General features: G+C 39.4%; 20 protein-coding genes. 10 read left to right on the top strand and 10 right to left on the bottom strand.

The window, feature by feature from the left end; translation table 11 throughout:
- Positions 1 to 11: 11 nt before the first annotated feature.
- Positions 12 to 2222, bottom strand: a complete 2211-nt coding sequence (locus tag EDC17_RS08155) for a RelA/SpoT family protein (protein WP_132777597.1) — start codon at positions 2220 to 2222, stop codon at positions 12 to 14.
- A gap of 180 nt (positions 2223 to 2402) precedes the next feature.
- On the opposite strand from EDC17_RS08155, the gene EDC17_RS08150 reads away from it, so the two are divergent.
- Genes EDC17_RS08150 through bshB1 form a run of 3 tightly spaced genes read left to right on the top strand, consistent with a single transcriptional unit; the run spans position 2403 to position 4287 of the window.
- The gene (locus EDC17_RS08150) at positions 2403 to 3020 is read left to right on the top strand and encodes a DUF4294 domain-containing protein (RefSeq protein ID WP_132777596.1); all 618 of its coding nucleotides are present in this window, start codon (positions 2403 to 2405) and stop codon (positions 3018 to 3020) included.
- A 12-nt stretch (positions 3021 to 3032) separates the two neighbouring features.
- A complete protein-coding gene (locus EDC17_RS08145) occupies positions 3033 to 3530 on the top strand; it encodes a glutathione peroxidase (RefSeq protein WP_132777595.1) in 498 nt (165 codons plus the stop codon).
- Between the two features lie 37 nt (positions 3531 to 3567).
- Positions 3568 to 4287, top strand: coding sequence for a bacillithiol biosynthesis deacetylase BshB1 (gene bshB1, locus EDC17_RS08140; RefSeq protein ID WP_132777594.1), 720 nt, complete (start codon positions 3568 to 3570; stop codon positions 4285 to 4287).
- A gap of 81 nt (positions 4288 to 4368) precedes the next feature.
- Here the strand turns inward: bshB1 and trxA are convergent, their stop codons facing one another.
- From trxA to EDC17_RS08115, 5 genes are all read right to left on the bottom strand, one after another.
- The gene (gene trxA, locus EDC17_RS08135) at positions 4369 to 4686 is read right to left on the bottom strand and encodes a thioredoxin (RefSeq protein WP_132777593.1); all 318 of its coding nucleotides are present in this window, start codon (positions 4684 to 4686) and stop codon (positions 4369 to 4371) included.
- A 91-nt stretch (positions 4687 to 4777) separates the two neighbouring features.
- Positions 4778 to 9196, bottom strand: coding sequence for a DNA polymerase III subunit alpha (dnaE, locus tag EDC17_RS08130; RefSeq protein ID WP_132777592.1), 4419 nt, complete (start codon positions 9194 to 9196; stop codon positions 4778 to 4780).
- Positions 9197 to 9441: 245 nt separating this feature from the next.
- Positions 9442 to 9831 carry a DUF1398 domain-containing protein gene (locus EDC17_RS08125; RefSeq protein ID WP_132777591.1) on the bottom strand — a complete coding sequence of 130 codons (390 nt, stop codon included), beginning with the start codon at positions 9829 to 9831 and terminating at the stop codon, positions 9442 to 9444.
- 415 nt (positions 9832 to 10246) lie between these two features.
- On the bottom strand, positions 10247 to 11347 hold the full coding sequence (locus EDC17_RS08120) for an EamA family transporter (protein WP_132777590.1): 1101 nt from the start codon (positions 11345 to 11347) through the stop codon (positions 10247 to 10249).
- A complete protein-coding gene (locus EDC17_RS08115) occupies positions 11347 to 11829 on the bottom strand; it encodes an Lrp/AsnC family transcriptional regulator (protein WP_132777589.1) in 483 nt (160 codons plus the stop codon). Before EDC17_RS08115 ends, EDC17_RS08120 begins: the two co-directional genes overlap by 1 nt.
- Before the next feature lie 245 nt (positions 11830 to 12074).
- Here EDC17_RS08115 and EDC17_RS08110 point away from each other — a divergent pair, with 245 nt between their 5' ends.
- Both EDC17_RS08110 and EDC17_RS08105 read left to right on the top strand, forming a co-directional pair.
- A complete protein-coding gene (locus tag EDC17_RS08110) occupies positions 12075 to 14990 on the top strand; it encodes an FAD-binding and (Fe-S)-binding domain-containing protein (protein ID WP_132777588.1) in 2916 nt (971 codons plus the stop codon).
- 45 nt (positions 14991 to 15035) lie between these two features.
- Positions 15036 to 15656 carry a hypothetical protein gene (locus tag EDC17_RS08105; protein ID WP_132777587.1) on the top strand — a complete coding sequence of 207 codons (621 nt, stop codon included), beginning with the start codon at positions 15036 to 15038 and terminating at the stop codon, positions 15654 to 15656.
- Positions 15657 to 15724: 68 nt separating this feature from the next.
- Here the strand turns inward: EDC17_RS08105 and EDC17_RS08100 are convergent, their stop codons facing one another.
- Positions 15725 to 17206, bottom strand: a complete 1482-nt coding sequence (locus EDC17_RS08100; protein WP_132777586.1) for an aminotransferase-like domain-containing protein — start codon at positions 17204 to 17206, stop codon at positions 15725 to 15727.
- Between the two features lie 72 nt (positions 17207 to 17278).
- Between EDC17_RS08100 and EDC17_RS08095 the strand changes: the two genes are divergently transcribed.
- Entirely contained in the window at positions 17279 to 19162 is a 1884-nt protein-coding gene (locus EDC17_RS08095) for a TonB-dependent receptor plug domain-containing protein (RefSeq protein WP_132777585.1), read from the top strand.
- Positions 19163 to 19316: 154 nt separating this feature from the next.
- Here EDC17_RS08095 and gap read toward each other — a convergent pair whose 3' ends face one another.
- Genes gap through pfkA form a run of 3 tightly spaced genes read right to left on the bottom strand, consistent with a single transcriptional unit; the run spans position 19317 to position 22158 of the window.
- Positions 19317 to 20318 carry a type I glyceraldehyde-3-phosphate dehydrogenase gene (gap, locus tag EDC17_RS08090; protein WP_132777584.1) on the bottom strand — a complete coding sequence of 334 codons (1002 nt, stop codon included), beginning with the start codon at positions 20316 to 20318 and terminating at the stop codon, positions 19317 to 19319.
- A gap of 4 nt (positions 20319 to 20322) precedes the next feature.
- A complete protein-coding gene (locus tag EDC17_RS08085) occupies positions 20323 to 21171 on the bottom strand; it encodes a hypothetical protein (RefSeq protein WP_132777583.1) in 849 nt (282 codons plus the stop codon).
- A gap of 9 nt (positions 21172 to 21180) precedes the next feature.
- The gene (gene pfkA / locus EDC17_RS08080) at positions 21181 to 22158 is read right to left on the bottom strand and encodes a 6-phosphofructokinase (RefSeq protein WP_132777582.1); all 978 of its coding nucleotides are present in this window, start codon (positions 22156 to 22158) and stop codon (positions 21181 to 21183) included.
- Positions 22159 to 22400: 242 nt separating this feature from the next.
- Between pfkA and EDC17_RS08075 the strand changes: the two genes are divergently transcribed.
- From EDC17_RS08075 to EDC17_RS08060, 4 genes are all read left to right on the top strand, one after another.
- On the top strand, positions 22401 to 23057 hold the full coding sequence (locus tag EDC17_RS08075; RefSeq protein WP_132777581.1) for an NUDIX hydrolase: 657 nt from the start codon (positions 22401 to 22403) through the stop codon (positions 23055 to 23057).
- Between the two features lie 128 nt (positions 23058 to 23185).
- Entirely contained in the window at positions 23186 to 23791 is a 606-nt protein-coding gene (locus tag EDC17_RS08070; RefSeq protein WP_132777580.1) for a TetR/AcrR family transcriptional regulator, read from the top strand.
- Position 23792: 1 nt separating this feature from the next.
- Entirely contained in the window at positions 23793 to 25139 is a 1347-nt protein-coding gene (locus tag EDC17_RS08065; RefSeq protein ID WP_132777579.1) for a TolC family protein, read from the top strand.
- A gap of 14 nt (positions 25140 to 25153) precedes the next feature.
- Positions 25154 to 26209: an efflux RND transporter periplasmic adaptor subunit gene (locus tag EDC17_RS08060; protein ID WP_132777578.1), complete on the top strand. Its 1056-nt coding sequence runs from the start codon at positions 25154 to 25156 to the stop codon at positions 26207 to 26209.
- The last annotated feature ends 12 nt before the right edge of the window (positions 26210 to 26221 follow it).

Below are 26221 nucleotides of genomic sequence, written 5' to 3'. Positions count from 1 at the left end.
AAGAAATATGATTAGTTCTCGGATTCGTACCGCGTCACGCTGGTCACGCCTGCTACCAATTGCAACCTGTGGATCAAGCTATCAAGCTGGTCAATATTGTTGATGTTGACCATGATATTGCCTTCAAAAATTCCTTCGTTGCTGGAAATAGACAGCGATCGAATATTGACATTGAATTCTTGAGAAATCACACTTGTCAACTTATTTACCAAGCCTACATCATCAATACCGATGATACGAATACCTGTCATAAAGGAATGGTCAATCTGTGATGAAGCCCATTTTGCTTTCAGAATACGATAACCATAGTTTGCCATAAGCTTCGATGCATTAGGGCAGGAGGTACGGTGTATTTTGATGCCCTCATTCACGGTCAAGAAGCCAAAGATATCATCACCAGGTATAGGATTACAACATGCAGCTAACGTATAATCTAGCTTTTGGAAATCATCACCGATTAGGATGGTATCTGAATTCTTTTTGTCAATCTTCTCTACTAAGCCTGAGATATGCGAATTAAACTGGTTGTGATGCGCCAACTCAGTGACTTTCTCACTTGCCACATATTCGCGCAAATTCTTGATGTCAATTATGCCTTTAGCAACATTGTAGAATAATTCCTGCGAACTTGGATACTTGAAGTAATTGGCAATTTTGTTGATATTGTCCGTATTATAAGTCAACTTTAATGACTTCATTTTACGTTCCAATATTTCTTTGCCATCTTCAGCCACACGTCTTTTTTCTTCTTTCAGCGAAGACTTTATCTTGGATTTGGCCTTGGCTGTTACCACAAAGCTTAGCCAGTCTTCTTTTGGCGTTTGTTTGCTCGAGGTAATGATTTCGACCTGATCACCATTTTGCAAAGGATGATTGAGTGGTACGAGTTTATGATTTACTTTTGCCCCAATACAGGTGGCACCAATGTCACTGTGTATCTCAAATGCAAAATCCAATGCCGTAGCACCATTCGGAAGCTGTATTAATGTTCCTTTGGGGGTGAAGATGAATATCTCATCCGAGAAAAGATTCATCTTGAAATCATCCAAAAAGTCTAAAGCATTTTGTTCGGGATTGCTTAGTACTTCGCGTACTTTTTGAATCCACTGATCCAAGCCATTATCCGTATTCGATTCTTTGTATTTCCAGTGTGCCGCAAAACCTTTTTCAGCAATCTCATTCATACGTTTGGTACGAATCTGTACTTCTACCCATTGCCCGCGAGGTCCCATCACTGTGGTGTGCAGGGATTCGTAGCCATTGCCCTTAGGCGTGGAAACCCAGTCACGTAGTCGGTCAGGGTTAGGGCGGTACAAGTCGGTAATGATGGAATACACTTTCCAACATTCGGTCTTCTCCTTGTCGTATTCTGTATCGATGATAACCCGAATGGCAAATAAATCGTAAACCTCTTCAAAAGGTATAGATTTTTTGCGCATTTTGTTCCAAATCGAATGTATAGATTTGGGTCTGCCAAACACCTGAGCTACAATGTTTTGTTCCGTTAGGATCTCTTGAACTGGAGATATGAAGTCTTCGATAAATTTTTCGCGTTCAGCTTTTTTCTCGTTCAGCTTTTTGGCAATAAATTTATATGTATCAGGATCTGTGTACTTCATCGACAAATCCTCTAATTCGGATTTTATCGCATATAGACCGAGACGGTGAGCCAGGGGAGCATATAGATAACTTGTCTCCGAGGCTATTTTCAATTGCTTATGGCGCGCCATGAATTCCATAGTTCGCATATTATGCAAACGATCGGCAAGCTTGATAAGTATCACACGCACATCATCCGCCAGAGTCAATAGCATTTTACGGAAATTTTCAGCCTGAATAGAACTATTCGGATCGAAAACTCCAGCTATTTTTGTCAGTCCATCAATAATTTTGGCTACTTTTTTGCCAAACTGCGCTTCAATATCTTCTAAGGTAAGTGAGGTGTCTTCGACCACATCATGCAATAACGCACATACAATGGAAGTAGTACCTAAGCCGATCTCTTCGGCCGCAATCTGCGCTACAGCAATAGGATGGTAGATATACGGTTCTCCCGATTTTCTACGCATATCTTTATGACTTTCCAGTGCTAAGTCAAACGCCTTTCTTATTTCTTGTTTATCTCCCTTTTGTAGGGTTGGTTTACAAGCCCGTAATAATGCTCTATATCTTTTTCTTATTTCTTTGTTTTCCGCTTCAATATCAATCACATAGTCTTCCATAAGAACCTCTTAAAAAATTTCGAATTCTCCCTCAAAAAAGTTATTTTTATAAAATACAAATAAGTGGGTATTCATGCACCTATTCATGTATAAATATATAGATTAATTTTTTTATTGTTTGAGATAAAATTTAAAATGTTAAGGATTCATCTACAAAACATATTTTGTGTTTTAATTAGCATGTTAGCATGGCAAAGTGTAGCCTATGCGCAACAGGCTATGAGCCCATTAACAATGCCGCATTTTGGCGAAGGAAATCCGGAGACGGTAGCGTACTATGGCACAACCCGATTAGATAATGGGGAATTGGTTCCATGGTTTCCGATTGAGACAGTTTATATCAACCGCAATAAAGTGTGGAAATCGGTTGTGGATAAGGAGCGGTACTTACGGTTGAAGCGTAATGTATTGCGTGTATTGCCTTATGCTATTTACGCACAGAAACGCTACGAACAATTGGATAGAGAATTAGCCTTAGCGAATTCACGTAAAGAAGAGAAAGCTCTAATCAAAGCGTGTGAACGCGAAATCAAAGAGAAAATTAATAATGAAGTAAAGAACTTATCCGTATCACAGGGCAAAATATTAATCAAACTGATCGAACGTCAGACCGGAAATACCAGTTATGAATTGGTAAAAGATATGCGTGGAAGTGTTTCGGCATTTGTCTACCAAGGAGTAGCGCGTGTATTTGGTCATAATCTGAAGACTACTTATGATCCAAATGAGGATTTTGAAATAGAAAATATTATCAGGGAGTATGAGATGTTGAGGCCTATTAATAAACCTTATCAATAAGAAGCAAATATTATGGAACGTAGGACAATATATGATTTTAATGTGCTGGAATTTTCGGGTAACTATAAGTCAATGTCCGAATATGAGGGTAAGGTATTATTGATTGTCAATACCGCAAGCGGATGTTACTTCCGCAGACAATTCAAATCGCTTGAAAAATTGTATCACAAGTATAAAGATCAAGGTTTTGAAATTTTAGCTTTCCCTTCCAACGATTTTGCAAATCAAGAGCCTAGGACAGGCAGCAATTTAGAGACTTACTGCCGCATTGAGGCAGGTGTTACATTTCCAGTCTTCAAACGTATTCATGTCAAAGGCGATTTCGTGGACCCTTTGTACAAATATCTTTCTCACAAGAGTGAAAACGGCGTATTGGACAGCATTCCCCTTTGGAATTTTCATAAATACCTTGTTAATAAAGAAGGTGCTGTGGTCGACTTCTATTATCCATTTACCAGCCCAAAGTCTGCACATATTCACAAACAAATTGAGCAATTGCTACAAGCATAAGCCGCTCATTGCGTATATTTGAGCAAAATTTTAGCATATGAAGTTAGATTTATTGGTCATGACTGTTCATCCGGATGATGCCGAATTGGGAGCAGGGGGCACCATCGCCAAATATGTTGCTGAGGGCAAAAAGGTAGGTATCATTGATTTGACAAGAGGAGAGCTGGGCACACGCGGAACAGCCGAGACTCGTGCCGCTGAAGCCGAAGACGCTGCCCGAATATTGGGAGTCAGTATACGTGAGAACTTAGGATTGCGCGATGGTTTCTTTCAGAATGATGAAGAATCGCAACGCACAATAATCCGCGCTATACGTAAATATCAACCTGAAATCATCATTACTAATGCTTTGGATGACCGTCATCCCGATCATGGTCGTGCTAGCAAATTAGTAAATGATGCTATTTTTTTGGCGGGACTCCGAAGAATTGAAACGGAAGAAGATGGTTTATCTCAGGAAGCCTTTCGTCCTCGATTACAACTGCAATTGATTCAAGATAAATATATACAACCTGATATTTTATTGGATGTGACGGATTATTGGGACATCAAAGAGCGTTCTATATTGGCGTATAAAACACAATTCAATGCGCAGGATGACGATGATGGTCCGCAAACGTACATTTCTACGCCGGATTTTATGAAATATACGCGTGGAAGAGGAAGGGAGCTAGGAAGAAATATACAAGTTTCTTTTGCAGAGGGATTTACAGCGCGTAAGATTCTTGGCGTAAATGATTTATTTGAATTAAAATAACCCGTGTAAGGAAGACAGAAATAGTATAAAAATAAAAAGAGATTCAATATTGAATCTCTTTTTATTTTTGAGCAATTGCGATTACAATTGTTTTTCTAATTTCTCTGTTAGCACAGATTTCGGAACAGCACCAATTTGCTTGTCTACAATCTCGCCATTCTTGAAGAATAGTAATGCAGGAATATTTCTGATACCGAAACGAACTGAAATATCTGGATTGTTGTCAACATTTACTTTACCAACAATTGCTTTACCTTCATATTCATTAGCAATCTCATCCACTACAGGACCTACCATACGACATGGACCACACCATTCAGCCCAAAAGTCAATCAACACTGGTTTATCTGCCTTTAGTACAAGCTCTTCGAAGTTGTTATCTGTAATTTCTAATGCCATAATACTCTTTTTTTTAGTTTAATCAGTAACAAATATACTTATTTAGTAGGAATAACTTGAGTAATTCCAATGTAATAATATCTATAGCCTATCAATTTAATTTATATTTTACACCTTCCATTTCCTCTATTGTTTCGAGTAATTCGTTGGTGATTTTTATTTTTTTCGATTTGGCAGGCATCTCCACGGATATGTTTTCTTTTACATCCACGACCATGAATTTCAAACCACAACTTGCTGCTTCGCCTTCAGGTACGGTGGTATCAATGAGTGTCTGTATCTTGTGTATCATTTGATCATTGAGCTGATGCAAAGCAATTTGTATCGTAAAGCTTTTGGCCAACTTATCCCTCAAGTCCGAAAGCAAAAGGATGTTTTTTAGTTCAAATCCCCAATTGCCAACTTGACGAAAACGCTCTTGTACCAATCCACGGATCTGAACGAAGTAACCTTCTTGGATATAGCCCTTGAACTTGACATAATCCTCGCCAAATACCGCAATTTCATATGAGTCAGAATAGTCTTCGATAATGAAGGAGCCGAATGGTTTACCAGCCTTGGATACTTTGTGCGCCGCATTGGCAATGATTCCTCCAATAATAACCTCTTTATTTTTGATTCTGTTGAATTCAAGAAGCACGTCTTCTTCGACTTCGGAGGCTTTCACTTTATTGATAAGTTGCAGTTCGGACACCCTGTTTTGGCAGAAATGTTCAATCTCAAACTTATAGTTGTCCAATGGATGGCTGGTGAGATAAATACCAATAACGTCTTTCTCGTATTTTAGCTTTTCGATCAATCCCCAAGGTTGACATGGTGCGAGTACGGGTTCGGGAAGAGCTGTCGCGGCACCACCTCCAAATAAGGAAGCTTGCGCCGAACTTTCAGTTTCTTTGAATCGCTGCGCGAATTTAATAGCCTTTTCGATACCCGTGGTGTTATCGCCATCTTTGTAAAAATATTGTGCTCGGTGCGTATCCGTGAATCCATCAAAACCACCAGCATAAGCCAATGATTCGAATGCCTTTTTATTGGCAGCCCGCAGATCTATTCGTTTTGCAAAATCGAATATAGACTTGTAAGGACCTGTAGCGCGTGTCTGTACAATTGTGTCAACGGCTCCGGCTCCCACACCTTTTACAGCACCAATACCAAAACGGATAGCTCCACTTTCGTTAACCGTAAATTTATAATGCGACTCATTCACGTCTGGACCTAAGACTGTTAGCCCCATTCGTTTACATTCTTCCATAAAGAACGTCACCTGTTTGATGTCGTTCATGTTGTTGGAAAGCACCGCCGCCATGTACTCAGCAGGATAGTGTGCTTTGAGGTACGCAGTTTGGTAAGCCACCCAAGCATAACAGGTCGAGTGAGACTTGTTAAATGCATAACTCGCAAATGCTTCCCAGTCAGTCCAAATTTTTTCTAATACCTTCGGACTATGACCTTTCTCCGCTGCTTGATTGACGAATTTAGGTTTCATTTTGTCCAAGACATCTTTCTGCTTCTTACCCATTGCTTTACGCAAAACGTCGGCATCACCTTTGGAGAATCCCGCTAATTTTTGCGAAAGAAGCATTACCTGCTCTTGGTATACGGTGATACCGTAGGTTTCTTTCAAATATTCTTCACAAGCATCTAAATCGTAAGTAATCGGCTCAATGCCGTGCTTACGCTTAATGAAGGAAGGTATATATTCCATTGGCCCCGGACGATACAATGCGTTCATGGCAATCAAATCGGCAAATACAGTAGGCTTCAATTCCTTCATGTATTTCTGCATACCAGGTGATTCGTACTGAAAGACACCGATTGTCTCACCGCGCTGGAATAGTTCGTAGGTTAGCTCGTCGTCAATAGGGAAATTATCAGGATCAAGATCGATACCGTGTCTTAATCGGACATTAGCCACTGTATCTTTAATCAGTGTTAAAGTTTTAAGGCCTAAAAAGTCCATTTTCAGAAGACCAGCACTCTCCACTACGGAGTTGTCAAACTGAGTGACATATAGATCAGAATCCTTGGCCAGAGATACCGGAACAAAATTGGTGATATCGTCAGGGGTAATAATCACCCCACAGGCATGAATACCTGTATTACGCATGGATCCTTCCAGGACACGTGCTTGTTTGATGATTTCGGCTTCCAAACCAGCGCCATCAGCCATAGACTTTAGCTTATTGACAGCTTCAAGTTCTTCAGTACGGAGTTTTTCTTTCAAGGACTTCTCATCCATAGTAAAGATCTTGCTCAACTTCAGATTTGGAATAAGTTTAGCAATTTCGTTGGTGTCCGCTAATGGCAAATCCAATACACGCCCTGTATCTTTGATAGAAGATTTGGCTGCCATAGTACCATAAGTGATGATCTGGGCTACCTGGGACGCGCCGTATTTGTCAATCACATACTGCATAACACGCCCACGCCCCTCATCATCAAAGTCGATATCAATATCGGGCATCGATACACGGTCAGGATTCAAGAAACGCTCAAAAAGGAGGTCGTACATGATGGGATCGAGATTCGTGATGCCCAAGCAATAAGCTACGGCAGATCCCGCCGCCGATCCACGACCGGGTCCTACGGAAACGCCCATTTTTCTTGCTTCGGCAATAAAATCCTGTACAATCAAGAAATAGCCTGGGTATCCTGTACGTTCGATTGTGCCAAGTTCGAAATCCAATCGTTCAACGATTTCGTCCGTCAGCTCCTTATATCTTCTTTTGGCACCTTCATACGTCAAATGGCGTAAGTAGGCATTTTCACCTCGTTTACCACCATCCAATTCGTCATCAGGATGCAGGAATTCATCCGGGATTTCGAATTTGGGAAGAAGTACATCACGATACAAAGAGTAAATTTCTACCTTGTCAATGACTTCTTGAATATTGAGAATAGCATCTGGTAGGTCTTCAAATGCTTTTTTCATCTCTTCGGATGATTTGAAGTAATATTCCTGATTCGGTAATCCAAATCGGAATCCACGTCCACGCCCTACAGGTGTAGACAGTTTTTCACCATCCTTCACACATAGTAAGATGTCGTGGGCATGCGCGTCCGCTTTATTGACATAATAGGTGTTATTGGTGGCAATCACCTTGACATTATGTTTGCGGGCTAAGGAAATTAAAGTCGCATTGACGCGGTTCTCATCTTCCTGTCCATGGCGCATAATCTCCATATAAAAATCATCAGCAAATTGCTCTTTCCACCAGATTAGTGCTTCTTCTGCTTGATTTTTACCGATATTTAGAACTTTATTGGGTATTTCTCCTTGCAGATTTCCGGAGAGCACAATCAAGTTTTCTTTATATTGTTCTACAATGTTTTTGTCGATACGAGGGACGTAATAAAAACCCTCTGTATAGGCGACAGAAGCCATTTTAGCCAGATTGTGATAACCAGCTTTATTTTTGGCAAGAAATACGACCTGATACCCATTGTCTTTTCGGGTTTTGTCTTTTCTGTCTTCGCAGACGAAAAATTCACAGCCTACAATAGGTTTTATAATTTGTCCGGTTGGCTCTTCACCTTTTTCAATCGCTTCTTTATTTTTGGCTTCTACCTCCTTATTGTATCCTAAAACTCGGCTCACGAAGTGAAATGCACCCATCATGTTTCCATGGTCGGTAAGTGCAACAGCTGGCATTTGGTGTTTGGCAGCAGCAGCTACTAAATCGCCGATCGAAATAGTGGATTGCAGTACAGAGAATTGGGAGTGATTGTGCAGATGCGCAAAATTAGCCTCCTTCAAGGCTTGGAGTGTTTCAGCATCTATCTTGACTACCGTTTCGTCCTTGTCACGATGACGAATTGCATCAGAAGCGGCTTTAAGATTGATATGCTGTAATCCAACTGTAGGAATTACTGTTGGATTCTGCTGCTTGAAGTCAACAAAATAGCCTGTGTCTACCTGAAGATCTTCAGGAGTGAAGACTTCCCGACGTACCAACTCAAAGAAACAGCGCGTAGTAGCTTCCACATCGGCTGTCGCATTATGTGCTTCAGCAAAGGGTACGCCGAAGAGGTAGGCGTGCAGCTCGGTAAGTGTAGGCAATTTGTAACGGCCACCACGACCGCCGGGCAACTTCAATAGGTCTGCGGTTACTTCAGTACAAGTGTCCAAGACCGGCATACTAGACATGACAGAGTCTACTCCATAGCGGTAGAACTCTGAACCCATAATGTTGATATCGAAACCTATATTCTGACCAACAACAAATTTAGCTTTGGCTAATGCCTCATTAAATTTGACAAGTACCTCCGTCAATGGCACACCCTGCTCTGTAGCCAACTCGGTCGAAATACCATGTATTTTCTCCGAATCAAATGGAATGTTAAATCCATCCGGCTTAATCAGATAGTCTTGATGCTCAATTAGATTGCCCATTGCATCATGCAATTGCCAGGCTATTTGAATACATCTAGGCCAATTATCTGTGTCTGTGATAGGAGCGTCCCAACGTTTTGGTAAACCTGTGGTCTCGGTATCAAAAATTATATACATATCTCTTTCTCTTCCTCGCTTAATGCAAACAAAATTACTTAAACTAACCTGTTTTTTATAGGATTAAATTTACACATCCCGTTCCTTACAATGTACAAAAATGCAGATAAATAGTGTAATGAAATATCAGAATATCGTAAAGGCTTGGAGGACTACGAAGTAGGCTTATGGACTAGGTAGTGGATGCGTTGGAAAAATGAAGTTGCGCTCATTTTTATAACGATGAGCGCAACCTTCTAAATATTTTACTGAGGAATGTTTTCCGTTAGTATTTGATTGCCATGTTGGTCAAAATAAGTGCAAGTCATTGCATCCATTACAATTTCCCACTTTTCAATGCCTGTTTCTGCACACATTTTTATAAAAGTGAGATAATCAGTTTTACCCTGTTGATGAGCTTTAAGCTGTTCTGTAAAGGTGGTTTTGTCAACTTGACTTGCTATTTGCTGGGCGGCATACTTTGGAGCTACTTCGGCTTTGTGACCGCTGTCACCATAATAAATAGATTTGCCATCCGCTACAAATACTTCATAATTTTTGACGCCCAAGGCTTTTATTTCCTGGATATATTTTGGAAAATCGGCACCCGATTTTACCTTGCTATGTGCGCCTATAACATCTGCTGCTGTAAACATATAATTTTTATGAGTTTATAATTTCTGCCCTTTTTGGGAAAACAAATATCAAAAAAATTAACTACAAGTAATGAATGTTAACAGAGAGTTTTTTAAGATAGGAGTAAGCACGCTGAATAAATATAATTATAGGTAGTTGACTGTAATATGATTTCCATGAATGATAGCAAGATGATAAAAAAATAGGAGCATCTTTTGGAGAGGGCACTGAAAAAGTCCTCTTCAAAAATTTGAGTATCAAAAAAAGGGAAAAAGCACATATTTAACCCACTGAGAATTTCATATTTGAAGAGTTGTTGCTAAATGAATTCAAATAAACAAAGGATAAGGGCTTATGAGTATAAAAATTCATAAGCCCTTTTTTAGTGGATAGTTTTTCAGTGCCCTCTCTTTTGGATACTCCTGTTATAATATTTTAAGCTTTATTTTCTTCTTTTTTATCTGCTTTACGCTTTTGTTTGCGTAGGTAGTCAGCCACTTCAATGATACGTGGAATACTACTTTTGGGTGCCATATGACGAAGTTTTTTGAGTTTTTTGCGATGACGTATAGCCCGAAACGTACGATTATCTTTGTAGAGATTCCAATTCATCAACAAGACGGACACGAGCACAATACCCAAGCCTATGATCTGCAATGCTGTGACCTGGTGATCTGTGAAGAAGTGAACCAATAATAAAGCAACAATTGGATTGACATAGGCATATGTACTTACCTCCGTCGCCGGACGGACCTGAAGTAGCCAGATATATGAGCTGAAAGCTAAAATAGAGCCCATCAATACGAGGTAAATCATAGCACCCCAATCGGCAGCATGTACGGTTGTGTAATCAAATGAGCTATATTCTCCTTTAACTAATGCCACGATGGTAAATGCGATACCCGCCGTCACCATCTGCCAGGCTGTCTTAACCATAACGTTGAGCGAAGTGCCTTTTTTGTGATCTGCGGATTTAGATTTTTGATTATACTTGGAATATAAAGATCCTATGGTCCAGCCAATAGTTCCGCAAGTCAATACAAGCATGGCGGTAATATTCTGTGAACGCTCTTCCTCCGGAACTGTGCTAGTTAATACTTGCTCAGCAAATAGCATAATGACTCCTGCAAAACCAAAAAGTAAGCCCAGTATGGTTGGGATACTCGAAAAGTTTTCTTTCCATTTAGGTTTGTCCAATATTATAAACCAAATCGCTGTAGCTGCTGATAATATGGAAACTATTCCGCTGGAGATATACTGTTCGGACCAGATAATCGCTGCCATATCTATAAATAGGAGCAAGAACCCTACGAAAACAGCTTGTTTGATATCAGATTTATTAAATATTCTATAGCCGCGCAATTGACAATAACCCATCAGTAGTGTACCCGCGATGACAAAGCGGATAGAACCTAAGACAAAGGGCGGGAATGAGCGAAGTGCCTCCTCAATGAAGAAAAAAGTAGATCCCCATACAATGTATACTATGAGGTAAGCAACTATAATACTAGCTATAGATGTTTTTTTCTCTTCCATTATGCTGTTGGTGTTGGAATAACTAATTTTTGTTCTTCTTTAACAGTTTCTAAAACTATTGTGGTTCGGGTAGAAATGATGCCCTCTATTTTCCCCAAGGTATTGCGCATTAAATCCACCAAACCTGCTGCATCGCTTGTACGTACTTTTATTAAGTACCCATCATCACCCGCGATATCATGTACTTCTTGCACTTCAGGAATCTCTGCCAGCAGATAAGCAACACCTTGTTCGCCTATGATATCGGAAGTTTTTATGAATATAAATGAAAGTAGATTTTGGTCTAATGCTACTGGATTAATCTTCGCATTATATTGCAAAATAACTTCTTTTTGCTCTAGTTTTTTGACACGTTCTAAAATCGCCGAAGGTGCCATACCTAATTCTCTAGCAATATCAGCATTATTCGTACGGGCATTATTTTGCATTATACGAAGTATGTGATAATCAATGTGGTCTAAAGATATTTCTAATTTTCCCATAATTCTGCGAAGTTACCTTTATTTAGAATAATATTCAAAATATTATACCTATTTTAGAATAATATTCACAAATCTGACTTTATAATTACTAACTAATCTTTCGAGAATTCGGAAGAGAATTGCGTTTTTGTGCGTGATTAAATTTTAAACACGATAAAACATAAATTATTTGGGTGTCTGTACTATCAAAAATAATATTCTTTGTGTAGATTTGTTATGTTAACGCTCATTTTTTTACACAAAGTATGTTATTATCGTTAGAGAAACTGAATTCGGAGATTGAAGGGGAGTTGTATTTTCAGGAAAGCAATCCAAAACACCAAACCATACTACTTGCTTATTCTACAGATGCATCGGTCTATCAAGAAAAACCTTTGGCCGTTGCTATTCCGCATAACAAAGCTGATTTGATCAAATTAATAGCCTTTGCCAATGAGGCGCAGGTGACATTGATTCCACGTACAGCAGGTACGTCTTTAGCGGGTCAGGTAGTAGGCAAAGGGATAGTCGTTGATGTTTCGAAGTTTTTCAATACTATACTGGAGGTCAATGTGGAAGAACAGTGGGCGCGTGTACAACCCGGCGTGATCCGTGATGATTTAAATGCGTACCTCAAAACCTTTGGTTTGATGTTTGGTCCTGAGACCTCTACAGCGAGCCGTGCGATGGTGGGAGGTATGATAGGTAACAATTCTTCAGGTTTACACTCCATTGTATGGGGCGATACCCGTGAAAATCTTTTAGAAGCTCATGTGTTATTGAATGATGGTACGGAAACCGTATTCAAAGAACTTGATCCTCATGCTTATTTTGCAAAATTGGCGCAGCAAGATCGTGAAGGCGAGATTTATCGTCAATTGAATGCAATTATTACCGACAAAGAAAATATAAATATAATCCAGTCAGGATATCCAAAAAAAGATATAACCCGTCGTAATACGGGATATGCACTCGATTATTTGGTAGATAGTGATAAACCTTTTAATCTATGTAATCTCCTTGCAGGATCCGAAGGGACTATCGGGATTGTCACCGAAGCTAAAATAAAATTAAGACCATTACCTCCCAAAGAAATTGGATTATTGTGTGTACACTTTTCGGATATGGTGGAATGTATGCATGGCAATGTGGTGGCATTGTCTCATCGTCCCGAAGCGTCTGAATTGGTCGATAAATATATTTTGGACTTTACGGTAGGTCATCCTACTTATCAATACAATCGCTTTTTTATAGAAGGCGATCCACAAGCTTTACTGATTATCGAATTTAGAGCGGACAATGAAGAAGAAATTATTCGTCGCGCAGAAATTTTGAAACAGGACTTGATGGAAAAAGGTCTTGGCTATGCCTATCCTTTGGTCTTGGGTGTGAAACAAACCAATCTGGTATGGGATGTGCGCAAAGCGGGGCTTGGATTGATACGTAATTTGCCGGGTGACGAGCAACCTGTCAATCTAATTGAGGATTGTGCGGTGTCTCCAGAAGATCTACCTGCCTATGTTGCCGATGTACAACAAGTATTAAAAGAAGAAGGCGTGCACGCCTCTTACTATGCACATGCTGGGGCAGGAGAATTACACATCGAGCCTTTTGTCAACCTTAAATCGGCAGAAGGACGTCGTCAATTCCGTTCTATCCTCGAAAAAACGACAGATCTTGTCATAAAATACAATGGTTCGTTGAGTGGTGAGCATGGGGACGGTCGACTGCGTGGTGAGTTTATTGGTAAAGTATTGGGCGAAAAGGTGTATGCTTTACTTCAAGATGTGAAAAACATATTTGATCCCAAAGGCATCTTCAATGCCAATAAAATTGTATACACACCTCCGATGGATACGTCTTTGCGCTATGACAATGTCACGGATGGCAAAGAAATCAAAACGTATTTTGATTTTACAAAAGATGAAAGTATTCTTCGTTTAGCGGAAAAATGTTCGGGATCGGGAGACTGTCGTAAAACTGAAATCACAGGAGGTACGATGTGTCCTTCGTTCATGGCTACACGCAATGAAAAGGATACGACACGTGCACGTGCCAATATGCTTCGCCAGTTTTTGACAAATTCGACACAACAGAATCGTTTTGACCATGAGGAAATCAAAGAGGTCATGGACTTATGCTTGAGCTGTAAAGGCTGTAAAACAGAATGTCCTTCCAGTGTCGATGTGGCGAAGATGAAAGCCGAATTCTTGCAGCACTATTATGACGCGAATGGTGCTCCATTCCGTGCGCACTTAATTGCAAATTTCACCAAATCTCAACAATTGGGATCGCTGGTCGCTCCATTATACAATTTCTTCTCACAGAATAAATTTACATCAGGTCTTATTAAACAAGTAGTGGGTTTTGCGCCGGATCGCTCGCTGCCAGAAGTTAGCGCAGTGACGTTGAGACAATGGGTTAAGAAGCAAATACCGAAGGCTTCGAAGCGCCAAGTGTATTTATTCTGCGATGAATTTACCGATTATAACGATACCAGTATAGGTCAGACTGCATATAAATTATTGACAGCATTGGGATATGAGGTATTATTAGCTCCACACAAAGAAAGTGGTCGTACCTATCTGTCCAAAGGTTTTGTCAAAGAGGCAAAAAAATTGGCTATAGCCAATGTGAGCATGCTAAAGGATAAAATTACTGCTGAGACTCCACTGATCGGAATTGAGCCATCTGCTATCATTACATTTAGAGATGAGTATCTGACATTGGTGGATGCTGACCTCAAAGCTGATGCTATGCGCATCGCTCAAAATGCCTTAATGATTGATGAATTTTTGGCTCAGGAAATTGACAAAGGATTTATTCATCCAGAACAGTTTTCAGCGGAAAAACAACATATCAAACTGCACGGTCACTGTTATCAAAAAGCATTTCATTTGGTTGGTTTTACGGAGAAGGTTCTTTCATTACCTGTAAATTACAGCGTGGAAGTTATCCCATCGGGGTGTTGCGGAATGGCTGGTTCTTTTGGTTATGAGAAAGAACATTATGATGTCTCGATGAAAGTCGCTGAACTGGTCTTGTTGCCAGCAGTACGTACGGCTTCTGAGGAAACTATTATTGCGGCAGCGGGAACTTCTTGCCGTCATCAAATTAAAGATGGCGCGGCCCGGAAATCTTATCATCCTGTCGAAATTTTGTATAAAGCTTTAATTAAATAAAACATTATTGTAATTTAAGTGCTTATTACTTTATAACAAGAAAATATGAAAGCAATAAAATCTCTATTGGCCACAGGTGTGATTGCAACAACTTTATTAGCAAGTTGTGGTAATTCGACAGATTCGCAAAAGTCGACAGAACCTACGCTAGCGACTTTTACAAACAATAAAGAAGCAGACAGGCAGCAACTTTTTTTACGTATTGTCGATGAAGCAAAAACAGATTCTTCTGTCGTATATGTTGCCAAGTCCGTGTTTGAACAAGATACGGTAGGGTTACAAGTCGAAGTATTGAATGGTATTAAGCCGGGCGTAAATGGCCAAGGTCAGCCTATTCAAGAGGGATTCGTCGAAGGTGCAATCAAGTTGTCGTCTATAGGGGCTGAGTCTGATGCCTTGGTAAAAGCATTAGCTTCTATTTTCAAAACATCATCGGCAGGGACTATGTCCTCGTCAGTGATTTTACCTACGGTATTCTCTTCCAATACTGTCGAGGTTGATTTAGATAAAAAGTCGACTTATAGTTTCAAACTCTTTTTGCCGAACACTGTAGGTGAGCCGGCGGAAGTATTTGCTACTTTAGATTTATACAAACGTTCTTTTGAGATCGGCGAAAAGGATGTTTCCTATAGAGCACAAATTATCTCCGCATTCGAAGGAAAATAAAACACTTACTGTCTGATAAAGCGCTTAAAACTGGTTAACCCCCAGAATATCGCCTTTATCAGACAGTGCTATTTATACAAATGTGCATAGATAGCTTTGCTTAAAATTTCGAGCGCATGCTCAGCCTCAGCCTCAGTGAGGTTCGCAAATCCCAGCCTTATTCCCGTAATTTGTTTATTCTGATGCAACAGGTAGGTTGGTAGTGTCAACCCATTGCCTTTACAGAAATTTGAAATAGCCAATAAGGGCAGCGGCTGATTGAACGCTAGCCAATAGCCCAGCCCCAATTCGGGTTTACTGATCCGTACACTTTGATCCAGTTTTTCATTCAGAATTTTTTCAAAATTATCGCTTCGTTTCTGATAAATCTTGGATTGCTTTTGCCACTGTCTAAGCAAAAATCCTTCTCTAATAAACTCCATTAGCGTTTCTTCGGTCAAGTAAAGGTTTGCCTGCTGCGTCGATTGAACATATTTGAGCAATTCGGCTTTTAAATCCGATGGAGCGAGTATAAAACCTAAATTGTAGGGCGAAGGAAGTAAATCTCCGAAAGAGTTGATGTATACCACGGAACCATTTTTATCCAAGCTTTTTAAGGTAATGCAATGTTGCTTACTATATACAAAATTGGTCATGCTATCATCCTCGATAAGTATTAATCGGTGTTGATGGGCCAGTTCAAGAAGTTTTTGCTTCGATTCATTGGAGACCATAGATGTAGTAGGATAGAGGTTGTTAGACTGTATATAAAGTGCTCGGATGGAATGGCTTTTAAGAATTTTTTCTAAATCGGAAATATCTATATCCTCTGTACTCATTTTTACAGGAATGAGTTCAATATTTGCCTGTTTAAGAAGCATATTGGTGTTGAAATTTCCCAATTCCGTGACTATTACTTTATCTTTTGGGCGAAGAAGTGTATGAATCACTGTCGTAAGCGCCGTTTGATAATTGGCTGTCGTACAAATTTGATTCGTGCTGGTATGGATGCCTTTGGTGACACGCAGGTAGTTCAGGATTTGCTGTTTCAGACTTTCATTTTGCGCTTGAAAAGGTTGGTTTAATCTTGCAATATTGTTTTTCTTGCCTGCTGTGTAGGTAAATATTTGATTAATTGCTTTTAATGAAGTGAGCCGATAATCAGGTGTTCCCGCTGTGAAATACAAATCCAGATCCGTGTATTGATCCGGTATATCGAGTATTATATTCTTTTCAAAATTGAAATCTGCCTTTAGCTCTATTCGATGGGAGGATGGAACAGCTGGGGAGATAGTTTTTATCCTCTTAGCAGCCGCGAAAGCACCTTTTTGTGGGATTATGTCTATCCATCCTTGTGCTGCGAGCTCATCATACGCTGCAATGACTGTCTTACGATGTACATATAATTTGTCGCTTAATGCCCGTGTTCCGGGTAATTTATCGCCTGCAGAAATTACTTGCGTATGTATGGCATTAATGATGGATTGAGCTATTTGCAAATATATAGGCGTCTTATCGCTTTTGTCGAGGCGTATGTAACCAACTAGTGATTGTAAAAGTGGACTACTCATTATCTTTAAACTGGACTACTGTATTATCTGCGAAAGATAACACTTTTGCAGCAGTTAATATTCATATACATAATGCAAAGAAGTTTATTATTATCGCTAGGAGGAACGCTGCTTGCCAACCTCGTAATCGCACAAGCTCCTAATAACATTCGTTTAGATTCGATATCCGAAGTCATTATTTCAGAAAACAGGCTGCAGATACCTTTTGGCAAAAGGAATAAAAACATTGAAATCATCACCGCAATGGAAATTGCACAAATGCCTATTCGCTCTGTCAATGAATTGTTGAGCTATGTGAACGGTGTGGATGTACGTCAGCGCGGACCTTTTGGAACGCAAGCGGATATAAGTATTGATGGCGGAACATTCGAGCAGGCACTTATCTTATTGAATGGTATCAAAATTTCTGATCCACAGACAGGACATCATACGATGAATATTCCCGTAGCACTGGATGCTATCGAACGGATTGAGGTGCTTCGTGGTCCGATGGCGCGCGTATATGGTGTCAATGCCTTGACCGGAGCCATCAATATAGTAACCAAATCAGGGAGTCATCCCGGACTATCGGTACGTATTTTTGGAGGATCTTCGTTTGAAGAAAAGGAGGAGAATGACGGTGATGGTCGATATATGGGCGGAGGATTTCAGGTCGTAGGGCAGGCAGGTTCAGAAGGGTTTAATAATTTATTTTCGGTAGCGGCAAGTAAATCGAATGGTCAGCGCTACAACAGTGCAACGGAAGATATTCGCCTCTATTACCAAGGACTGTATGAGGTGAATAAATCGAATTCATTGGATTGGTCCGCCGGCTATATTGACAATGCCTTTGGTGCAAATGGCTATTATGCTTATCCCGGAGACATAGAATCGTATGAAATAGTGAAGACTTTCTTCGCTCATTTGTCCACTAAACATTATATGGGTAAGAATTTCTATATCAGTCCACGGATTTCAAATCGTTACAATAAGGATGACTACAGATATTATCGTCATGATTTGTCCAAAGCGCGTTCCCAACATACCAATAATGCTTTGTCATTTGAATTGAATAGCCGATTGCAGACAGTTATAGGAGATTTTGGGGTGGGTGTAGAACTTAGGGATGAAGACATCAAAAGCAATAATCTAGGCAACCACTCCCGTGAAAATATGGGTTCGTATTTAGAATATCGAACAGAGATTATTCCTAAAACTACTTTTCATGTGGGCATGTATACTAATTATAACAGCAAGTATGGCTGGGAAGTGTATCCTGGGCTAGATGTAGGCTATCAGATTGTTAATCATTGGCGTTTGAATGTGAATATTGGCAAGAGCCAACGCATTCCGTCTTTTACAGATCTTTACCTCAAGCAGCCCGCTAACGTAGGTAATCCAGCATTGCGATCTGAATATGCGTGGCAATATGAGACTTCGCTGCAAGGTATGTTGGGCAAAACCGAATTGGAAGTGCGCTATTTCTACCGAGAAATCAGTGATTTTGTAGATTGGATTAAGGAGAGTAATCCAAATGAACCAAATACGCAACCTTATCGACCACTTAATCTTGGGAATAATAAGATGCATGGGCTAAGTATGGCTTTACGTAGGGGATACCAGCTATCTTTAAATCGTTCTTTAAGTTATTCATTGGGATATAATTACTTATCCCCTGAAGAAATGGTACATGCTGAGGATATTGTTTCTAAATATGTACTTGAGAGTTTGAAGCACCAAGCGCTATTCAGATTGCTATATAGCAGTTCATCATGGGACATGAGTGTAGGAAATAGATGGATTAAAAGAGAGCTTAATGATCCTTATTATATAGCAGATTTACATATCGGGTATCGATTCAAAGGACTAAAAGTGTACAGCGACATTTCTAATTTGACTAATGCAACTTATAAGGAATCTGGAGCTGTTTTAATGCCAAAGCGATGGTACTCTTTGGGTGTGCGGTATTTGTTGTAATTTAATAAATACCTAGTAGCAGGTATTTCGTAAGCGTAATATAAAATCTACATTTGCAGTAGAATACAAATGAGCCAACAAATTGTACCTAATCTAAGTGAAAAGAAAAAAGCATCTGTCATACAGATGCTTTTATTATTTTAAGGAGGATAAACTATTTAATGAATTTACCTACTTCTTGAGCTAAATCAATGATTTTGTTTGAATAACCCCATTCGTTATCGTACCAAGATACTACTTTTACGAAGTTGTCATTCAATGAGATACCCGCTTTCGCATCGAAGATTGAAGTACGTGCATCACCTAAGAAGTCAGTAGATACAACTTCATCTTCTGTGTATCCTAAGATACCTTTTAATTCACCTTCTGAAGCTTCTTTCATAGCTTGTTTTACTTCTTCGTAAGAAGCACCTTTATCCAAACGTACTGTCAAATCCACAACAGAAACGTCAGCAGTAGGAACGCGGAAAGACATTCCAGTTAATTTTCCTTTCAATGAAGGTAATACTAAACCTACAGCTTTAGCAGCACCCGTTGATGAAGGGATAATGTTTTGGTAAGCACCACGACCACCTCTCCAGTCTTTTACTGAAGGTCCGTCCACAGTTTTTTGAGTAGCTGTCACAGCGTGAACAGTAGTCATCAAACCTTCTACGATACCAAATTTGTCGTTCAATACTTTAGCAATAGGTGCTAAACAGTTTGTAGTACATGAAGCGTTAGAAACGATGTTTTGATCTGCTGTTAATTCTTTATGGTTTACACCCATTACAAATGTAGGAGTTTCGTCTTTTGCAGGAGCAGACATAATTACTTTTTTCGCACCTGCATCGATATGTTTTTGAGCAGTTTCTTGTGTCAAGAATAAACCTGTAGATTCGATAACTACCTCAGCACCTACTTCGTCCCATTTCAGATTTGCTGGGTCTTTTTCAGCTGTAACGCGGATTGTGTTACCATTTACAACTAAGTTACCGTCTTTAACTTCAACTGTACCTTCAAATTTGCCGTGTGTTGAATCATATTTCAACATATAAGCCATATAGTCAGGTTCAACTAAGTCATTGATACCTACGATTTCAATATCTTTACGATTTACTGCTGCTCTGAAAGCTAAACGACCAATACGGCCAAATCCGTTAATTCCAATTTTCATTTTCTTAGTTTTTATTAATATAATATTTTATTAGATTTTGAATAGGTTCTTTTGTTATTGTCTTAATATTCAAATGATATTCCTTCGCAAACTCCGTCAACCACTCTTGATAATTGTGCGCCACCGAACCTGTAAGGCTGATATTTGAATCAGGATATTGATCCAAAAGCGGCAATAGGTAAGTGGTGATGTATAGATTAAGCCCTTTTTTGATAATATTTGACAAATAAGGCTCGTATCTGTGCTCATAAAAGAAATCAGCAAACGAGGTTAAAAATATATTTGGATTGGGATTGTTGTACAATTTTTCCAAAATATACTTTCTATCCAGGCTATATTTTTCATCCAATTTTTCGCGAAACCCCTGTGGCATGGCATCCGTCAGATAATCGCGTAATACCTGTTGCGCTATCCAGTTGGTAGATCCTTCATCTGCTAGAATATAACCTAAACCGTAGTTGTTGGTTACTATTTTTTTGCCTGTGAAATAGGCTGCATTGGAACCAGAACCAATAATACCTACGATTCCTTTATCATCACCGAATGTAGAAATGGCAGAGGCATCCAAGTCATGAGAAGCTTTTACCTTTGCATTTTTAAAGAATGTAGAAAACACTTGTATGATTTTCTCTTGTCTTTCTTTGGAGGATGCGCCAGCGCCAAAAAAGAATATTTTCTTCACTTTCTCTGCATTATAGAGAAGGTCAGTATTCTTATTGAGCAGCTGATTGATAAAATTTTCATCTTGAATATAGGAATTGATACCCGCTGTGCGAAAGCCGTGTAATAATCGGCCTTTCTCTGCCAGGCGCCAATCTGCATATCTCGATCCAGTGAAAATTACTAAAATCATATGGATTTATTATTTGTTCATAATGTTTGCGATTTCTAACAACTCATCGTCCAACTTGAACTCTTTGTTGTTCAACGCTTCTTCCAATGGTGTTATTACCATTTTGGTGCCGCGCATGCCGACTGTAGCTCTTGAGTTGCCTTTTATCAGCTCATTCACTGCCGTGTAACCCATTCGTGTAGCCAATACGCGATCAAAACTACTTGGTGAGCCGCCACGTTGTAAATGCCCTAAGATACTAACTTTTATGTCAAGGTGATTGATTTTATCCTTCACGATTTTTGCGACATTGTACGCGCCGCCATTTTTATCTCCCTCCGCTATGATAACAATCATGGAGGTTTTTTGTCTAGCTTCTGCGAGTTCCAATTCTTCGATCAATGTATCAATCCCCGAATTAACCTCCGGCAATAAGATCGATTCGGCGCCACCGCCTACACCGGCATTCAAGGCTATACAACCCGAATCTCTACCCATTACTTCGACAAAGAAAACACGGCTATGCGATGAAGCAGTATCGCGGATTTTGTCAATGGCCTCTATAACAGTGTTATTGGCTGTATCATATCCCAATGTATAGTCGGTGCCGTACAGATCGTTGTCGATTGTGCCCGGAATACACATTACCGGAATATCGAATTCTTGTGAAAATAAATTAGCCCCTGTGAATGTACCATCTCCGCCTATTGCGACCAAAGCATCGATTCCTTGGGCTTTAATATTGTCGTATGCCGCTTGTCTGCCTTCCTTTGTTTTGAATTCTAAACAGCGTGCTGATTTAAGTATGGTACCTCCTTTTTGTATAATCGAACTTACGGATCTACGGGACATTTCGATAAAAGATCCTTCGATCATCCCTTGATAACCATGATAAATACCTGTTACGGCTAAATTATTATAAATAGCAGTTCTTACGACAGCACGGATAGCGGCATTCATGCCTGGTGCATCACCGCCTGAAGTAAAAACTCCAATTCTTTTGATCATTTTCAAAATTATTTTAGTTTAAGTTACTACGAATATAATGTGTATTTTTTACACTATTAAATTTTTATCTATATTTTTTTGCTAGTTTGCCGTATTTTATCCATCTTGTTGCTGTTAACTAAGAAAATTACATGAGTCTTACAAAGTAGACTGATGTAGTCAAGAGGGAATAAAATTTTAATAATTACTTGTAGTATTTTAGAATTAATAAGATACTATTTTACAATTAAAAGCTTCTAATCATGTTGTCATTTTTTACAGTAGATTGTTTAATATTTACCTTCCATGAAGGCAAATTGAAAGTCTTGCTCACTGAGAGAAATGAATATCCGTATCGAGATTGGTGGGCTATGCCTGGTTATTTTGTGGACAAACAAGAAGAAATGGAAGAGGCTGTGGATCGGATTGCTTATGAGCATACTGGGCTAAAAAATATTTATCTGGAGCAATTGGCTGCATTAGCAGGACTCAAACGTCATCCTGAAGGGCGCGTTCTGACCGTTGCGTATATGGCGTTGGTACGCTATGAGGATGTCAAGAATAAGGTAAAGCCAGTAACTAACTATATGCGCCAGGCCCAATGGTTTGATATTACGGAGGTCCCTGAGTTGGCTTTTGACCACAATGATATTCTGCAATTGGGACTCAAAAAACTCAAACGTAACTTAAATTATTCCACGGCACCCTTTGCCTTATTACCCGAAAAATTTACCCTTACGCAGTTGCAACAAATCTACGAAGCCATCCTAGGCGAGAGTTTGGATAAACGAAATTTTAGAAAACGCATGAGTAATTTAGGCTATCTCAAAGAACTCAATGAATATCAAACAGGCGTTTCCTATCGTGCTGCCAGACTATACAAATTTGACAAACGCAAATTCCTGAAACTCTTTTCATAGGTCAAGTTTTTATAATATAACAATTTTTTGTCAAAAAAATGTATTTTTTTTCCTCATTTTTACGTTCTTATTAAACGTTTTGTACTTTTGAACATTCTTTTGTAAAAGTCAAAAGTAAAAATATAAAAATGGATAAAAGAAAAGAGGAAATAATTGAACTGGCCACCCGACGATTTTTGCATTACGGTTTTTCCAAAACCACGATGAATGAAATAGCGGACGACGTAAAAATCACCAAAGCCAATCTATATTATTACTATCCAGATAAGAACGCTCTAATCAAAGATGTATTAGTTTCTATTTCAGAGGCATTCCTAGATGCCGTAGAAGCAAAGGTGGCAAAGTACAATGGCGATTTTTTGGATACCTTATTTGAATTGTTGAGATTTCGGGCAGAGCACATGCGCAAGCATTATATGGTCTATATCAATGAAAACTTGGACTGGATTAAAGATGCCGAATTCAAACACTTGTTGAAAAACTTTGAAACGCGTGATTTAAGTATCCTCAAATCCCTTATCGTCAAGGCGGTGGATAGCGGTACGCTTAAGATGGATAATATTGATGAGTCCACAGTCGTACTTCGTCGTGTTATAAAAGGGATCTCGTTAAATCATACGGTAAATGATATCATCCACTGTATTCCAAAAATAGAAAACATAGATCAAATGCTTGAAGATCAAATAAAGGCAGTAGAATTAATTTTTAAAGAACGTATAGTCACTAATAAATAAAATGAAAAGAATAAAGATAATAGCTGTTTTACTAGCTGGTCTGTTCGGTGCTACTTATGCGCATGCACAAGAGGTTCTAACCTTGCAGGAGGCCATCAAGTATGCCTTACAAAATAAGGCTGAAGCAAAAAAATCTGCATTAGAAGTAGAGAATGCAGAATATCAAATTGAGGAAGTAAGAGCAGGAGCAAAACCACAGTTGAGCGCCAATGCTTCGATAAACTACAATCCATTGCTTCAAAAAAGTGCGCTCCCTGCCGAAATTTTTGGTGGTGAGCCTGGCGAAACACTGATGGTAGCCTTTGGGCAAAAGTGGCAAGCGAATGCTACCGCTTCCGTATCGCAGCAAATATTCAATCAGTCATTATTTACTGGTCTGAAAGCCGCTAAGACTACGCGTGAGTTTTACCAAATCAACAACTCGCTTACAGAGGAAAATCTGATCGAAAAGGTGGCTAATGCGTATTATCAGGTTTTTCAGACGCAGATGCAGCTCAATACATTGGAAATCAATCTTGCAAGTACCAAGAAAACCAGAGACGTTATCAAAGGTTTGGTTGACGCTGGATTAGGTAAGAAAATTGATTTAGACAGAACTTCGGTTGCTGTGAATAATCTAGAGGCGCAGAGACAACAAATAATTAATGCCTTAGAATTACAAGAGAATGCACTCAAGTTTGCTATTGGTATGGATATCACTACGGATATTGTCTTGCCAGAGGAAACTTTTGACATATCCTTGGAGACTATTGCAGAGACAGCAGACGTTAATAATAGAACCGAGATTGCTTTGTTGAATAAGCAAACTGAATTATTGGAGCTAAACCGTAAATCCATTGTTTCGGCTTATTATCCTTCCGTATCGTTTACGGGTAATTTTGGATACCTGGGTATGGGTAATGTATTCCCAACTTTTGGAAGCGATGGTTTCAAATGGTCTAATTTTTCAGGCTTAGGTCTTAATGTCTCTATTCCAATTTTTAATGGAGGTGCTACACGAGCTCGAATTCGTCAAGCGGAAATAGACATCCAAAAAACAAGAGTGGATATGGAAGACACGAGATTGGGATTAAGTCTGGCGAATGAAAACGCGAAGACTCAGATCAAAAATTCCCTTTTGACCATCAATACCAACAAGAGTAATGTGGTGTTAGCTAAAGAAGTATTAGATAACACCAATAACAATTACCAAAATGGTCTAGCAACCCTGACAGAATTGTTGGATGCAGAGAACGCCTACGCTGATGCACAAAATAATCTAAATACAGCTTTATTGAATTATAAAGTCGCAGAAGTACAGCTTATCAAAGCAAACGGACAATTGAAATCATTAGTTAACGAAAAATAATCTAAATATATATTATGAAACGTGCAATAATTACGGTAATTATTATCGCAGCAGCATTAGGAGGTATTTACTTCATCTTAAATAAGAACAAAGCCAACAACGAAGCTATTACGACAGAAGCAGCAAAAACGAACGCTTTTGTAGCGGTACGTGTGGATACGGCTACAATGTCTGCGGTAGACGCATCTTATACAGCGAATGGTACTTTCCAACCTAAGCAAGAAGTGACTGTGTCGGCAGAAGCTTCAGGACGTGTAGTACGTGTATTGGTGGATGAGGGTTCTCGCGTGAGTGCAGGACAAACTTTGGCGATTGTAGAAGGTGATAAATTGAATGTCAATGTAGCGAATGCACAAGCGAGCTACGATAATGCACAGCAAAATCTTCAACGCTTTGAAAGTGCATACAAAACAGGTGGTGTGACCCAACAAGAATTGGATCAAGCGCGTCTGCAATTCGAAACGGCTAAAAACAATCTACGCAGCACAAAATTAACAGCTGGTGATGTAACGATTAAAACATCTGTATCAGGTATTGTTAATTCGCGTAAAATTGAGCCAGGAACATATGTGAGTCCAGGAACTGCAGCATTCGAAATTGTAAACGTAAGTTCTTTAAAACTGCGTGTAAATGTAGATGAGAAAAACGTAGCTGGACTTGCGGTAGGGCAGTCGGTAGATGTGACAGCTAGTGTGTACAGTGATAAATCTTATACAGGTCGTATCACATTCATCGCGCCTAAATCTGATGGTAGTCTAAACTTCCCTGTGGAGGTTGAAGTACCAAACAATGGCAACGATTTGCGTGCAGGTATGTATGGTACTGCTAGTTTCGGTGCTCGTTCATCGGCTAGCGTATTGGTGATTCCTCGTACAGCCTTCGTCGGTTCAGTATCCGATAATAAAGTATTTGTGGCTAAGAATGGTAAAGCTATCGAAACTAAAGTAGTTGCTGGAAGAAACTTCGGTGATAATATCGAAGTATTAAGTGGACTAAACCCTGGTGATCAGGTAATCGTATCAGGTCAAATTAACTTATTAGATCAAACTGCAATCGAAATTATTAAATAAGATTGGGTAATT

This window comes from Sphingobacterium alimentarium, assembly GCF_004342685.1.
Taxonomy (GTDB): domain Bacteria; phylum Bacteroidota; class Bacteroidia; order Sphingobacteriales; family Sphingobacteriaceae; genus Sphingobacterium; species Sphingobacterium alimentarium.
This window is presented reverse-complemented; position numbering and strand designations above follow the sequence as displayed.